This window comes from Aequitasia blattaphilus (assembly GCF_024721305.1).
GTDB classification, from domain to species: Bacteria; Bacillota; Clostridia; order Lachnospirales; family Lachnospiraceae; genus Aequitasia; species Aequitasia blattaphila.
Genome location: NZ_JAMXOD010000006.1, coordinates 91,412 through 104,784, shown reverse-complemented (window position 1 = coordinate 104,784; position 13,373 = coordinate 91,412). Strand labels below are relative to the sequence as shown.

The 13,373-nt window shown below is 36.5% G+C and carries 19 protein-coding genes and 2 tRNA genes; 3 read left to right on the top strand and 18 right to left on the bottom strand.

Going from position 1 to position 13,373, the window contains the following annotated elements:
• Positions 1 to 8: 8 nt before the first annotated feature.
• The 10 genes from NHH15_RS06025 to NHH15_RS05980 all read right to left on the bottom strand — a co-directional run bounded on the left by NHH15_RS06025 (position 9) and on the right by NHH15_RS05980 (position 5,109).
• Positions 9 to 224 carry a hypothetical protein gene (locus NHH15_RS06025; RefSeq protein WP_262065758.1) on the bottom strand — a complete coding sequence of 72 codons (216 nt, stop codon included), beginning with the start codon at positions 222 to 224 and terminating at the stop codon, positions 9 to 11.
• Positions 214 to 510: a hypothetical protein gene (locus NHH15_RS06020; protein ID WP_262065757.1), complete on the bottom strand. Its 297-nt coding sequence runs from the start codon at positions 508 to 510 to the stop codon at positions 214 to 216. The genes NHH15_RS06025 and NHH15_RS06020 overlap by 11 nt, the downstream gene beginning before the upstream one ends.
• A 46-nt stretch (positions 511 to 556) precedes the next feature.
• Complete coding sequence (locus NHH15_RS06015) at positions 557 to 718, bottom strand: hypothetical protein (protein ID WP_262065756.1); 162 nt, start codon at positions 716 to 718, stop codon at positions 557 to 559.
• A gap of 66 nt (positions 719 to 784) precedes the next feature.
• Positions 785 to 940: a hypothetical protein gene (locus NHH15_RS06010; RefSeq protein ID WP_262065755.1), complete on the bottom strand. Its 156-nt coding sequence runs from the start codon at positions 938 to 940 to the stop codon at positions 785 to 787.
• Positions 941 to 957: 17 nt separating this feature from the next.
• Positions 958 to 1,710 carry a class B sortase gene (gene srtB, locus NHH15_RS06005; RefSeq protein ID WP_262065754.1) on the bottom strand — a complete coding sequence of 251 codons (753 nt, stop codon included), beginning with the start codon at positions 1,708 to 1,710 and terminating at the stop codon, positions 958 to 960.
• A gap of 216 nt (positions 1,711 to 1,926) precedes the next feature.
• Complete coding sequence (locus NHH15_RS06000) at positions 1,927 to 3,087, bottom strand: ParB/RepB/Spo0J family partition protein (RefSeq protein WP_262065753.1); 1,161 nt, start codon at positions 3,085 to 3,087, stop codon at positions 1,927 to 1,929.
• A gap of 2 nt (positions 3,088 to 3,089) precedes the next feature.
• On the bottom strand, positions 3,090 to 3,824 hold the full coding sequence (locus NHH15_RS05995; RefSeq protein ID WP_262065752.1) for a ParA family protein: 735 nt from the start codon (positions 3,822 to 3,824) through the stop codon (positions 3,090 to 3,092).
• Between the two features lie 43 nt (positions 3,825 to 3,867).
• Positions 3,868 to 4,449 carry a hypothetical protein gene (locus NHH15_RS05990; RefSeq protein WP_262065751.1) on the bottom strand — a complete coding sequence of 194 codons (582 nt, stop codon included), beginning with the start codon at positions 4,447 to 4,449 and terminating at the stop codon, positions 3,868 to 3,870.
• A 22-nt stretch (positions 4,450 to 4,471) separates the two neighbouring features.
• On the bottom strand, positions 4,472 to 4,801 hold the full coding sequence (locus NHH15_RS05985; protein WP_262065750.1) for a helix-turn-helix domain-containing protein: 330 nt from the start codon (positions 4,799 to 4,801) through the stop codon (positions 4,472 to 4,474).
• 86 nt (positions 4,802 to 4,887) lie between these two features.
• The gene (locus tag NHH15_RS05980) at positions 4,888 to 5,109 is read right to left on the bottom strand and encodes a helix-turn-helix transcriptional regulator (RefSeq protein ID WP_262065749.1); all 222 of its coding nucleotides are present in this window, start codon (positions 5,107 to 5,109) and stop codon (positions 4,888 to 4,890) included.
• 173 nt (positions 5,110 to 5,282) lie between these two features.
• On the opposite strand from NHH15_RS05980, the gene NHH15_RS05975 reads away from it, so the two are divergent.
• From NHH15_RS05975 to NHH15_RS05965, 3 genes are all read left to right on the top strand, one after another.
• A complete protein-coding gene (locus NHH15_RS05975; RefSeq protein ID WP_262065748.1) occupies positions 5,283 to 5,681 on the top strand; it encodes a helix-turn-helix domain-containing protein in 399 nt (132 codons plus the stop codon).
• Between the two features lie 191 nt (positions 5,682 to 5,872).
• Positions 5,873 to 6,268: a helix-turn-helix domain-containing protein gene (locus NHH15_RS05970; RefSeq protein WP_262065747.1), complete on the top strand. Its 396-nt coding sequence runs from the start codon at positions 5,873 to 5,875 to the stop codon at positions 6,266 to 6,268.
• A 71-nt stretch (positions 6,269 to 6,339) separates the two neighbouring features.
• Entirely contained in the window at positions 6,340 to 7,503 is a 1,164-nt protein-coding gene (locus tag NHH15_RS05965; RefSeq protein ID WP_262065746.1) for a tyrosine-type recombinase/integrase, read from the top strand.
• A gap of 179 nt (positions 7,504 to 7,682) precedes the next feature.
• On the opposite strand, the gene NHH15_RS05960 is transcribed toward NHH15_RS05965, so the two are convergent.
• The 8 genes from NHH15_RS05960 to NHH15_RS05925 all read right to left on the bottom strand — a co-directional run bounded on the left by NHH15_RS05960 (position 7,683) and on the right by NHH15_RS05925 (position 13,362).
• Positions 7,683 to 7,775, bottom strand: coding sequence for a putative holin-like toxin (locus NHH15_RS05960; protein WP_262065745.1), 93 nt, complete (start codon positions 7,773 to 7,775; stop codon positions 7,683 to 7,685).
• A gap of 294 nt (positions 7,776 to 8,069) precedes the next feature.
• A tRNA-Pro gene (locus tag NHH15_RS05955) sits at positions 8,070 to 8,143 on the bottom strand.
• Positions 8,144 to 8,195: 52 nt separating this feature from the next.
• Positions 8,196 to 8,266, bottom strand: a tRNA-Gln gene (locus NHH15_RS05950).
• A 152-nt stretch (positions 8,267 to 8,418) separates the two neighbouring features.
• The gene (locus NHH15_RS05945; RefSeq protein WP_262065744.1) at positions 8,419 to 9,633 is read right to left on the bottom strand and encodes an LL-diaminopimelate aminotransferase; all 1,215 of its coding nucleotides are present in this window, start codon (positions 9,631 to 9,633) and stop codon (positions 8,419 to 8,421) included.
• A gap of 19 nt (positions 9,634 to 9,652) precedes the next feature.
• Positions 9,653 to 10,201, bottom strand: a complete 549-nt coding sequence (locus NHH15_RS05940) for an ANTAR domain-containing response regulator (protein WP_262065743.1) — start codon at positions 10,199 to 10,201, stop codon at positions 9,653 to 9,655.
• 30 nt (positions 10,202 to 10,231) lie between these two features.
• A complete protein-coding gene (gene glnA, locus NHH15_RS05935; RefSeq protein WP_262065742.1) occupies positions 10,232 to 11,512 on the bottom strand; it encodes a type I glutamate--ammonia ligase in 1,281 nt (426 codons plus the stop codon).
• A 13-nt stretch (positions 11,513 to 11,525) separates the two neighbouring features.
• Complete coding sequence (locus NHH15_RS05930; RefSeq protein WP_262065741.1) at positions 11,526 to 12,728, bottom strand: FprA family A-type flavoprotein; 1,203 nt, start codon at positions 12,726 to 12,728, stop codon at positions 11,526 to 11,528.
• Between the two features lie 61 nt (positions 12,729 to 12,789).
• The gene (locus NHH15_RS05925) at positions 12,790 to 13,362 is read right to left on the bottom strand and encodes a cyclase family protein (protein ID WP_262065740.1); all 573 of its coding nucleotides are present in this window, start codon (positions 13,360 to 13,362) and stop codon (positions 12,790 to 12,792) included.
• Positions 13,363 to 13,373: the final 11 nt, after the last annotated feature.

Genomic DNA, 13,373 nt, shown 5'->3' with positions numbered 1-13,373 from the left:
GTTCCTAATTACTTGTACTTATCTAATCCTTCAATATCCTTATACTGTACGTTCTTTTTCTTACTGCCACCCTGACTGTAATGAAATCCCGTGTCTGTGATTTTTACAATCTTGCATGAGCCAGCTCCACTACCATCCAGTCTCTTAATTGTTACTACGTCACCAATATCGTACGATTCCCCATTTTCTACATTGATAATAGACTTATGCGTTTCAAATTTCATCATCTACCTCCTCTGCCAATTCTATGGATTGTCTAACTTTGATTCTTTTACGACAGTTTGGACAGGTTATAATTGTTTCCGCTAAACTATTAGGTCTCCCAAAGTTTAAATATCCTACCAAAGTCCCTATAATTGGGGAAATAAAAACAGCAATCATATACAAGATATATGAGTTTTCTTCTATGACTTTTTTTGCAAAAACAAGACATAGAAGTAGTACTAGTAGGATTACACTCACAGTAAATATCATTTTCTTTATAGCTTTAAATCTTTTCTTATTATTCATGTTAAATCTCCTCAAATTCTTGCTATGTTCCTTTCCAAATTTCAGTTTATAAGTTTCTGAGTTGCTTTTTAAGCTGCTTCAGTGACTCCTCAAAAATCAACTTGCTTTTCTCATCCAATCCCTTTCCAAGTTGCCACTCTAAAGCTGCAATCTGCTTTTCAATTTTCGTTCTATCGTCTGATACCACTAAGTTTAATCCTTCTTTCATAGCATTCTCCTAAGCCTTAGTTAAGCATTTACTTATTTTCTCTCATTCATTCTTTGCATATCGTTTTTATTCTATTTTAAAAACAACTTCATGCCCTTGATTCTCCGCAATAAGCAATTGCTTCACTTCTTCGAGCATCATGTTTCTGTCAAGAGCCACTTCAACCACATCAACAAGTTTCTCGCCATCGATATATGCCCACAATGATTTCGTTTTTCTCATATTTGTCCTCCTAAATATTACTGCTGCTTAAACTCTATTCCTAGTGAATGGACAACAAAACGCGATGTCTCTGAATATTCACTGGTACATGTTGACAGCGTTAGCGTTTTATCTGTTTCTGTAGGAATTACAGTCTCTTTATATAATGCGTTTTCAATACTATCCTTAATCCATTCTTTATACTTTTCTTTAGTTTCCTCCTTGAATTGTATGTTGTATATTTCGTTATTGCTGGAAATGGTCTCTACACTAAAAATTTGATATCTTATCGCCTGTTTTGGTGTGTAAATATAAATACTGGAATGTTCTTTTCCAAATGCAGGATCGTTATACTTTGACAATTCTCCAAAAAGTTGACTTTCATTTACATAGTGTCCATACACTAATGTGTGCAATCCGGAAAAATCTGCTGCTTCCTTAAAATCCATATAAATCGCACCTAACGGATTAAACGCCTTTGTAAAATCATGATTGAGATAGTATTCATTATCTGTTCCTTGACAAATAGGATAGTCAATTCCTGTCCCTGGAATGTAAATCCACCCAACAATATCTACATTAATGTCTCTCAATCCCTTAAAATCTATCTGACGTTCTAACGGAGAGTCCTTTTCATCTCCAGATGCAATAAAATCTTCTTTTACTTTTTCCGTCTTTTGTTCACTGTCTCTATAGGGCTTATCTTCCTTGAAAGCAGCGTATCCAAAATATGCTGCCATTACAACGCAAACAATCATAATACCTATCAATATCTTTTTCCCAATACTCATTATTAATAATCCTTTCCGTACCGAATTTCGGTACATTTTTAAAAATGCATACATGATTCAATAATCTTAAATACTAAATAAAATGGTGCAAATATATAAAATAATAATTTCATAATTTATTCCTCCTTATCTTTTTGTAGGCTCCCTTCCATTTCGGAAGGGAGTATTGAAAACAGCAATGGCTATGTCTGTGATACAATAACCCTGCTAGAGGTGCTACTTTCGTAATATAGCTTTTAAATGTTCTTTAAGTTGTGTCATATTCGTTTCACCATCTTTAAAAAACTTCTTGTCTTCTGTCATGAGATAATAAGTGCTTCCTTCGTGTTTTTCAGCTCCTCCCCAATAACTGCTATAGGGGAAATGCCTTACAACAATATATGAGTCATCTGGTAAATCTAATCGATAAAATGTCTCCTCTGTATATTGATTAGTTGTCCAGATGTTCCATTCCTTATAATTTCGTAAAAACTCTTCACGCTGATCCATATTTTTCATGACTGGCAAATCAATATGATAACGACTTTTATTGATTCCATTTCGTTCTAATGGCTTTTCTCTCGGTAAAAGTTGAGTATCGTCTTCTTGGACTTCCATATCTACATTTATAATTTTAAGTTGTCCCGGCACTGTCAGTTCATCGTCTTCTGATTCCATTGTTGTACCGAATTTCGGTACATTCTCTTTCTTTTCCTTATAATCTTTAATTTCCTTATTGGTGATAATCCCTTGCTCCAAAACTTCTTCTTGCTCCTCCGGAGTCAAACGTGACAAAGTATGTGCTGCACTTTTCCCAAGGTCTCCTTTTTCAAAAGCCTCCATCCCCTTATCACTAAGACTTTTCGCAATAGCTCGATATTCCCCGATAGTGCTTTTTTTCATTTTTAGCTTACACGCTAACTTCTCAACTAAACGTCCCTTTTCTGGAATATCTGGAAACTCTTCTGGAAAATTTTCTATTAAGTATGCAGCCTCTTCAATTTCATGCATTAACTCATATGGTGTTTTTTCATCAAAAGAATTTGTTGATATTACAGAAAATCTCGTACGTATATCACCACTATCTACCAACATACAGGGGAGAAATGCATACTCCTCGAGTTTGTCTTCCTCTGTTAATAGAGTAGCTGCAGCATGACGTTTATGACCGGAGATAATCTCATATTCATCTATATCCAATTTTCTTACCACTAAATTTTGAAGAATCTGTCCATCCATCTTTACAATGTCCGCAAAATCTCTAACTGTCTCCCTGTCCCTATCACGATACTGGTACTTACTTTGCTTTAGCTTTGTATAGTGAATCCAGCTTGTTTTCCGCGTGGGGTGTGTTTGTTTCTGTATATTTTTCTTAAAAACACTTTCTAAATTTGCCATTATTAGATTCCTCCCTCTTCTTCCATCACCCTTCTCGCAAGATCTTGGAAATCTAAAGTCGCTTGATTTTTACTTGCATGACGTACCAAGGGTTTTCTAAGTGCCAAAGAATTCTCAACAGCAGCACGCTCCATAACGCAAATATCGAAAATTGGATACTCGTAATGAGCAATTAAATCTTCCAGAATACTACGTTGTGCTTTTCTATGTTTCAATTTATTCACAAATACATTCCACTGTAGTTTTGGATTTTCCTCTTTCACGTTCTCAATAATATTTTGCACCTCTATAAGATTATCTCTACAATATCCGTCGAGAATTATTGGTGTCAGTACCATATCCGTTGCCATTAGGGCAGCAAGTGTTAAATTCTCACAAGACGTTCGACAATCAATAATAACGTAATCAAACTCTTGTTTTCTCTTTGACACTTTCAACATATTTAGTAAACTACTTGGCTCAAAAAGCTCATCTTTCAATTTTGTACTTCCTTTGATTAGGGAAATGCCTTTATATTTTGTATCCTCAATTATGTCATCAAATCTATTAGGTTCTATCAATGCATCAGCAATGGTGTTCATTTCATTTGCCTGTGCATAAAAAGGTGTCAAATTACATTGTGGGTCTAAATCAATCCCAAGTACTTTATTTCCCTCTAATGCTAGGTTATAAAGCAAATTAATAGCGGTAGTGGATTTACCGACACCGCCCTTTAAGTTGTAAACTGAAATAATCATATGTAACTCCTTTCCGGTACCGTCCTTCGGCACGCCGTATCTTTTAGATACTTAATTTTAATTGAACATAGGATTTATCATCCTTGGTCTCATCTTGTCTCCCACTTTTATTTTTGGGTCGACAATATTTATGCTGAACAATCTGCAGGTTGGTAAATTCGCTCTCATATAGCATCTTTATGTGATTTAATGCACTCTTTCTCACAAACTCAAACTTACGATGGCTTCCCTCATACTCTGCCTCTACTGCCTTGTATGGCTCTAATCTTATATACAATGCAGTTATAATCGAGTATTCATCTCCACGTAAACTTCGATAACCAGCCCATACACGATTGTAATTTTCTTCCTCTTCTACCAATCTTTGTATTTCCGTCCGTATTTCAATAGCCTGCATTCTTACATTTTTTTCATGTTTTTCTAAAATATCAAACAAGTCTTTTTTCTCTGACTGAAATCCTCCATATCCATCCAGACTTGGTTTTTTATAAGCCACGGTTGCAATCTGACTGTCTGTATCTTCCATTTCTTTATATAACGACATTATCCGTTTAGTAATATGCTCCTTGAATTTTTCATAGCTCTGGAGGACTTTCTTTATTTCGTTTTCAGTTATAGATTTCATGTTTTCCTCCTTTACCTGTTTCTTATGCTCGTAATCTAAAGTTTTCTTTCAAATCATCTTTCTTGTTCTTAGTCTCACACCGTTCTCGTTTATACTTAATTTCTTCAGGTGAACTATCAGAAAATTGTGACATTGGTATTCGTATCGCACGTCCTAATGCTTCCGCTTTTTTTATTCTTCCTTCTCTAATCCATGTATATACTGTGTTAAGGTTTATCTTTGCTACTTTTGAAAACTCTTCTGGTGTTAGAAGTAACTGTTCCATATTTTGGGATTTCAGACCTTCTATCTCCGCTGCTTGTTGTATCACTAATTTCTCCAATTTATCGATTCGTTCTTCTAAATAAGCCATAAAGTTGCTCCTTTCTTTTGAATACATTTCTATTCGTAGAACCTCATAATCAGTTGACGCCTTATCATTCTTGCTCTTTGGGGAAATTACAATTCTTGTTTTTCTAAAACGTGAAAGTGTCTTGTGTCAAATATCTCCTCTACAGTCATTTCGAATATACTAGCTATTTTTATTGCCTCTGAAAGTGAAAATCGCAATTTACCATTCTCTTTTCTAGAATATGAGGCAACCGTGATGTCTAATTTTTGAGCCATTTCAGATTGTTTTATTCCATTCTTTAGCCTAATTTCCTGTAATCTTCTATTCATCTTATTATTATCTCCTTTGTACGTTTTCCGTAACTTATATCTTAATTATACTTACGTTTTACGTATATGTCAAGTGTTAATATACGTTTTTTGCAATTTGCGTACCATTGACGAATTTACCGTTGTGTTATTTGTTTGTTTACACTTAAAATCAAGTAAAGTGAGGTGGTTACATGGAAATCGGATATAAGCTAAAAGAAATTAGAACATCACAAAATTACACACAAAAATATCTAGGGGATTTGCTTGGTGTTTCTGCATCCATTGTTTCCAGATACGAATCAAATGTTCTGGAACCAAATCTTGACACCCTTATCATGTATTCTGAAATTTTTTCTGTTTCAACAGATTATATTTTAGGGTTGCGTACAAATTCTCTAAATAGCAATGAATCTTCTCCTGCTCATCAATATCGGAAATTGTCGGAAACTGAAAACGACTTATTGATTTACTTCAGTCAACTTAACAAGATGGATCAGCAATGGATTTTAGGACAAATTGTTGACCTGATTAAAGAATATGATAATGTCAAAAAGGATTCCTCCGATAAAGAGGGAAAATCAACGGCGTGATTATTGATATTACTGACTATTTGTAAATACACTGACGGAAAATGCCGAAAACGATTAACACAAACGTAAATATTGAAAGTTACTTTCTATCCATATACAACATTAACCTTCTTACGTATGAAAAAAAGATGTCATCAAAAGTATCCGTTCTTATGTTTAATAACTTTCAACTTCAAGTAAGGAGGTTTACTATGTCAACGATGGGATCTAGGATAAAAGAACTTAGATTATCAAAAGAACTAACTCAAGAGGAATTTGGTCATATTTTTGGTGTTGTAAAATCCACAGTTTCTTTGTATGAAAACAATAATAGTACGCCCAACGACCAAATCAAAAAAGAAATATGTAAATACTTTAATGTCACCTTGGATTATCTTGCCGGTATTTCCGACCAAAGAAAAGAGGATACTATAAATTTTATGCAAGAGAACACTCCTCTATTAAATGATGAAGAGAAAGAGTTGCTTCTATACTATTCTCAACTTAGTAAAATGGATAAGCAATGGATTATCGGTCAAATGATTGACCTCATCCGAAAAGGCGAAAATACGACTGACACGGAGTATGTAGGAGACAAAATCTCCTAACTAATGTTATTTCTATTGATGAGTGGAAAATTAGACGATGAGATACTATAAAATTAAGGTAAGAATAAACGATGAGTATTCAAAAAAAGAAAAGGAAATCTAATGGGAAAACAGTTACCTACTATTATCCTGTGATTTCTTTATATGCAATTACCGGAGAGAAAAAATATAAATGGGGAAATGCCTATTTGAGACACGGTGATGCTGTAAAAGAAGAAGCTCGTATGAAGCTCGAAATATCAAAAGATTCATTACAGCTTAAAGAAAAAGAAAACACCTTATTCAAGATTGGGAAAGAACTCTGGCTGAAAACAAGAATTACAAAAGATAAATCCACCCAAGAACGCGACACAAATTATGCTAATATTTACTTGGGGATACTGGATGATTATAGTTTTAAAGAACTTACTCCTGAAGTAATTCAAGATTGGGTTACTTTCTTAACTGAAAGATATGCTGCTGCAACTGTAAACGATGCCTTTAACCTCTTATCACAAGTTTTTGAATATTGCATAGAACCTTTAAGGGTAATATCTAAAAACCCCTGTAAAGCCAATATACAGCGCCCAACACGGAAGTCAAAAGGGGTGGAAAGCGATAAGTATTGGACCGAAGAAGCGCTCATGTTTTTTATGAATCACCCTCTTACTAAACAGGATCACTACTATAATCTGTATCGTATTCATGCAACCTTTGGGATGCGTCCCGGCGAGATTTGCGGAATCAGTATACGAGACGTTCTTCTTAAAAACAAGCTATTAACCTTGAATTATGGATTAGACCATAAAAAGCGAAAAACAGACTTAAAAAACTCTGGTGCACAGAGAAGTCTTCGACTTCCAGATAAAGTAATTCCACTACTTGAAACTCAAATAAAATTGAGCAATTCATTACGCTCTTCTTCTGACGAGTATCAGTATCTTTTTGTGGATGAGCATGGCGAGTGTATATCAACCAGTAATTATCGAAATCACCTTCGTCGACTGATAGCAAGAATAAATAAAGCGGAAGAAAAGAAAGGAAATACAGAAGAACGTTTTTTCCTTAATCCCATAACACCTTATGGTTTTCGACATACCTTTGCGACACTTGCACTTATTAAGAAAGTACATATTAAAGTTGTTGGTGAAATCATGGGGGACTCTGTTGAAACCATTATGCGGAACTATGCACATATTGTTGAGAAAATGTCAGATACAGCTTTAGATTTAATGTCCGACATTATTATTGACTAGCATAAAAAAAGTACCGAAATTCGGTACAAAACATAATACTTGAAATTATATAACTTCAATGTTAAACTATGTATATAAAGAGAGCAACCCCACAACAGAGTGGTTGACTCCCAGAATAAATCTATATCATACTAATAGACTTCCCGTTCCGTCAAGTTCAGGGAAGTCTTTTGTTATGTTTAGTCTCTATTCCTACGGTCTATGTAAGACAGCAAGGCAATTAGAAACGTTCCGGCAATAAATAATAGAGATATTACTTCGCCAAATTCCATAAGCCTCACCCCCTTCTTTCATTCTGGGAGCGAGAACCACCCTGATATACGATTGCTCTATACGCATAGTAGCAAAATAAGTGCATATTTGCAACCTTAATTTCTTTATACAAAGGGCAAGTGACAACACAGAATCCACAGAGGAATTGTTAATAAACCTCTTATGAGTATTTCTGTCTATCGTGCTTTATTGCAAACATTATTAGAACTTATTATTAGAAAAAATCGTTTTAGACAAAAAAAGAAGCTTTGCAATTTTCTGCAAACCCTCTGTTTTACTGGCTTTTCGCCGAATCGGAGTGACGTGATTCGAACACGCGACCTCTACGTCCCGAACGTAGCGCTCTACCAAGCTGAGCCACACTCCGGTATTCTTTTAAAAGTATAAGCCAGATGAATTATCATCCGGCTTATAACAGACTACGGATAGAGGACTCGAACCTCTACAAACAGAGTCAGAGTCTGTTGTGCTACCATTACACCAATCCGCATTGGTTATAACGAACATTCTTATTATATCAAAATAAATCCAAAAATCAATACTTTTTTTTAGATTATACAATTAAATGTTAAAACCCTCTCTAAACACCGGAAAATAGAGCATCAAAACCTTTGCTTAGAGAGAGTCATTTTACTATAATCTTTAGATATTCTTAATTCGATTAATCGCTGCTACTGTGTTCTCATAAGTACCAAATGCAGTCAGTCTAAAGTATCCTTCTCCGCTTGGACCAAATCCCGACCCCGGAGTTCCTACAACATTTGCTTTTTCAAGTAAATAGTCAAAGAATTCCCATGAACTCATTCCCGTTGGTGTCTCCAACCAGATATAAGGTGCATTGACACCTCCTGATACATTATATCCCGCTTCCTTAAGGCCATTATAGATTACCTTCGCATTATTCATATAGTAGCCAACCTGCTCCTTGATTTGAGCCTTTCCATCTGGTGAATAAACGGCTTCTCCTGCTCTTTGTACAATATAAGGTGCTCCATTATACTTGGTTCCATGACGTCTTGCCCAAAGCTGGTGAAGAGTTGTGTCTCCCGATTTAATATCCTTCGGTACCACAGCCGCTCCAAGTCTTACCCCTGTGAATCCAGCATTTTTCGAAAAACTTCTCAGCTCAATTGCGCAGGTTCTTGCGCCTTCACACTCATATATCGTATGAGGCACATCTTCTTCTGTAATATACGCTTCATAGGCCGCATCATAGATAATTACTGCTCCTACCTTGTTTGCATAATCTACCCAGGTTTGAAGCTCCGCCTTAGAAATCGTAGAACCTGTAGGGTTATTTGGAAAACAGAGATAGATTACATCAGGAGTTTCTTTTGGAAGCTCTGGTGCAAAATTGGTTTCCTTGGTACAAGGCATATAAATCACATCGCTCCACTTCTCTGTAGCAGGATCATAAGTTCCGGTTCTTCCTGCCATTACGTTTGTATCTACATAGACTGGATAAACTGGATCACAAACAGCGATTTTACTGTCTTTTGCAAATATCTCCTGGATATTTCCTGAATCACACTTTGCTCCGTCTGAAATAAAGATCTCATCTGCTTTAATATCACACCCTCTTACCTGATAATCATTCTGAGCCATGGCACTTCTTAGAAATTCATATCCAAGATCCGGTGCATATCCATGGAATCCATCTGGTCTTCCCATTTCACTTACTGCATCGTGCAATGCATCAATAATTGCTGGTACAAGAGGCTGAGTCACATCACCAATTCCCAAACGAATCAAAGACTTGTCTGGATTTGCATCCTGAAATGCATTCACTTTTTTTCCAATAGTAGAGAACAAATAGCTTCCCGGTAATTTCAAATAATCCTCATTAATTTTAAACATAAATATCTCCTTTTCTTTCCTATTCTGACATTATACTCAAAACCATCTGAGCAGTCTCAATCAGAGTGGTTTGATTATCCATACTGGTTTTTTGCAAATACTTATGTGCCTGTTCCTCTGTCATATTGTTTCGACTCATAAGTAAATTTTTAGCTTGGTCAATCAATGCTTGTTCTTTCGGCTCTCTTTCTTTCTTTACAAACCTCTTCTTTTTCCGCTTCTTCTGCATCGACACAGTCAACATATTTACTGTATTGACAAGATCATACGCTCGAAAAGGCATTGAGAGTCCTAAAACACCTGAGGCGTGACCACTGCTCCATCGGTCTGCTGAAGCAATTAACACCATCTCCATAGCCTCTGAGAGATATTCTCTCAGCTCTGTATACACCATATCGTTGTATTTATAACCACAGATTACAATTCCTTCATCTAATGTTTCTGCAGCCTTTAAAGCCTGGGCACCTGTTGTACAGACTTCTTTCACCGGAAGTCCTTGATGCATCAGCATGTTCTGAATCTGAACTGCATTGTCTTTATTGGGAAATACGATAATAATACCGAACAAAGCTTACACCTCCTGTTGTTTTTTCATGGCTTAAAATCGATGTAAGTATTTATTAATTTCCCATTGTGTTACTTCCATATCATAATCTTGATACTCTTCTTTTTTTACACGAATCAGCTTTCGTGCAAAATCATCTCCCAGAACACTTCTAATCAACTCATCCTTTTCAAACTCCTCCGTTGCCTCTAATAGATTTCCGGGAAGAGCGTCGATTTTTTCAGTAGGCATTTTCTGCTCTCTTATTCCATCTAAGCCTGCCTTTAAACACGCTGCAAGTGTTAAATATGGATTCGAAGTGGAGTCCGGGCTGGTAAGCTCAATTCTGGTTAAATCTCCCTGATTCGTAGGAATACAAATAAGAGGTGTCCGGTCTGTAGCAGACCATGCAATGTAAGTAGGAGCTTCATATCCTGGAACAAGTCTTTTATATGAATTGACAATTGGATTTGCCAAGAAGGTGATCGCTTTAATGTGCTTTAACAAACCTGCTATAAAGTAATAAGCCTCTTTACTTAATCCACTTTCATCACTTTTATCCTCAAATACATTTTTTCCATCTTTTTTCAAAAACATATTGATGTGCATTCCAGAACCATGACGTCCACTCGTTGGCTTCGGCATAAATGTAGCATGAAGGCCGTGTCTCTTTGCAATGGTTTTTACCACAAGCTTAAAGGTCATAATATTATCTGCCGTTTTCAACACTTCATCATGCTGAAAATCAATTTCATGCTGTGCCGGGGCACTTTCATGATGAGACGCCTCAATAACAAATCCCATCTCCTCAAGCATGAGCACCATATCTCTTCTGGCATTTTCACCAAAATCCAAAGGTCCTAAGTCAAAGTAACCTGCGTTTTCGTTTGTATGAGTCGTAGGCAATCCTTTGTCATCCACATCAAACAGAAAAAACTCGCATTCTGGCTTCGCAAAAAAAGTATACCCCATCTCCTTTGCCTCAGCTATCACATTTCGTAAAATATATCTGGGATCCCTTTCAAAAGGTGTCCCGTCTGGTTTATAAATATCACAAATTAACCGGGCAACTTTTCCTTGCTGTGGTCTCCATGGAAAGATTTCAAAGGTATCTAAATCAGGATAGAGATACATATCCGTCTCCTCCACTCTGGCATAGCCTTCAATTGAAGAGCCGTCAAACATACACTTATTATCCAGTGCCTTTTCAAGCTGGCTGGTAGTAATTGCCATATTTTTCATCATTCCAAAAATATCAGTAAATTGTAGTCGGATAAATTCCACATCCTCCTCCTCGACAAGTTCCAGTATTTCTTCTCTTGTGTACTTTTTCATCCAACTTCTCCTCCTATTTCATTGACTCAGTAAAAGCAGAAACAAAGTCATCCACTTCACTTTCTTGTGCCGCCTTCAGTGCCGAAAGTATATTCACCTGCTTATCCACAATCTTCATATCCTTCATAGACTCCAGCTCTTCTCGTATCAGCTTGCCTGATGCCGGAGCCCATGTACCATTCTGTACAATACCTACCGTTCTCTTTTGCAAAGCCAATGCTTTCATATCGTGAAGTAAATCTGCCATTTTCGGGAAGATTCCGTTATTATAGGTAGCACATGCAAAAATAAGATGAGAATACTTGAAAATTTCAGCTATCAGATAGGATACCTCCGTCTTTGATACATCATAAAGAACGACTTCTTTAACACCCTTTTCTTTCAGCTTTAAAGCGATTTTCTCCGCTGCCGCCATCGTATGTCCATAGACACTTCCACAGAGAATGAGTACCCCTTCTGTCTCTGGAGTATAAGTACTCCATCTATCATATTTCTCTAAGAAATAACTCAAATCACTTCTCCAAATTGGGCCATGCAAAGGACAAATCATTTGAATGTCCAGTCCTGCTGCCTTTTTAAGAAGGTTTGCTGTCTGCATACCGTATTTCCCAACAATATTTCCATAATATCTTCTTGCTTCATCCAAATATTTTTCTTCAAAATTCGCTTCATCATTAAAGATTCCACCATCTAATGCTCCAAAAGTTCCGAATCCATCTGCCGAAAAAAGAACCTTATCCTTTTCGTCATAAGAAACCATCACCTCTGGCCAGTGAACCATAGGCGCCATATAAAATGTCAGGGTATGGCTTCCAAGGTTTAAACTGTCTCCCTCTTTTACAATCTGTATGCAGTCCTCACAATCAAAATCAAAAAACTGATCAACCATCTTCTTTGTTTTTACGTTGCCAACCAAAGTCATATCCGGGTACAAATCCATAAGTCTTTTAATATTTGCTCCATGATCTGGCTCCATATGGTGAATGATTAAGTAATCAATATTCCTTCCATTCAATACGTAATTTATATTTTCAATAAACTGGTCTGTTACATCTGCATCTATGGTATCTGTTAATGCCACCTTTTCATCCATGATTAAATAGGAGTTATAAGAAACCCCATTGGGCAGAGTAAAAAGATTTTCGAAACGTTCCAGTTTCCGGTCATTACATCCTATATAGTATAAATCGTCGGTAACTTTTCTAGTTGTGTGCATACTTTATGTTCCTCCTTCTGTGTGTCTTTTATTCAGCATCTATTATAAATAGTTTATACTTCTATGTAAAGTCGATTAGTACTGCCCTTACTGGTGACCCTTCAATTCCTCTCATCCTGAGAGGCAGTGCACTGATGAAGTATTTCCCTTCTGTAATTCCATCCAAATTGAGATTTTCTAAAATAACCACTTCATTACGCAAGAGAATTTTATGTACCGTAACTCCCTCTTCGGCTCCAACGGTTGGATCTACCACTCCTAAAAGCTCCATGCCTTTCAAGGTCATCTCTTTTGCTGCTTCCTTTGTAATGGTATAGCTTCCTTTCAGTAATAGCTTTTTGGTACCATCTTCCAAATAGTCCTGAACAGCCTCTTTCGTCAAATCTCCTTGATGAGATACCACCTTGCATTCTCCAATACAGCGAGATAATTCCATACTTTCGACATCCTTCCCATTTTGCACAAAGTGCTTTGGTGCATCCAGATGGGTTCCGTTATGGGCTCCAAATGTAATATTGGTCAAATTGCAGGTGTCTCCTTGCTTCATGTCATAAACCTGAGTAAACCCAGGCGACGGATCCCCTGGGTACTCTGGTGTTGAAAATAATTCTTTTGTTATATCATAAATTTTCATTGGTGCTTCTC